Below are 255 nucleotides of genomic sequence, written 5' to 3'. Positions count from 1 at the left end.
TTCACTCCCCTCACAGGGGTTCTTTTCGCCTTTCCCTCACGGTACTGGTTCACTATCGGTCAGTCAGGAGTATTTAGCCTTGGAGGATGGTCCCCCCATATTCAGACAGGATGTCACGTGTCCCGCCTTACTCGATTTCACATCAAGGTTGTTTTCGTGTACGGGGCTATCACCCTGTATCGCTGGCCTTTCCAGGACCATTCCACTAACTTCCAAGCTGCTTAAGGGCTAATCCCCGTTCGCTCGCCGCTACTA

The 255-nt window shown here is 52.5% G+C and carries 1 rRNA gene; it reads right to left on the bottom strand.

Annotation, left to right across the window (positions count from 1 at the left end):
• A 23S ribosomal RNA gene (locus MM194_RS22065) occupies window positions 1–255 on the bottom strand; the annotation flags it as partial.

Origin of the sequence: Aeromonas sp. MR16 (genome assembly GCF_022549315.1) — a bacterium.
Taxonomy (GTDB): domain Bacteria; phylum Pseudomonadota; class Gammaproteobacteria; order Enterobacterales; family Aeromonadaceae; genus Aeromonas; species Aeromonas aquatica.
Note: the sequence above shows the minus strand (reverse complement) of the source record. Positions and strands in the feature narration are given on the sequence as shown.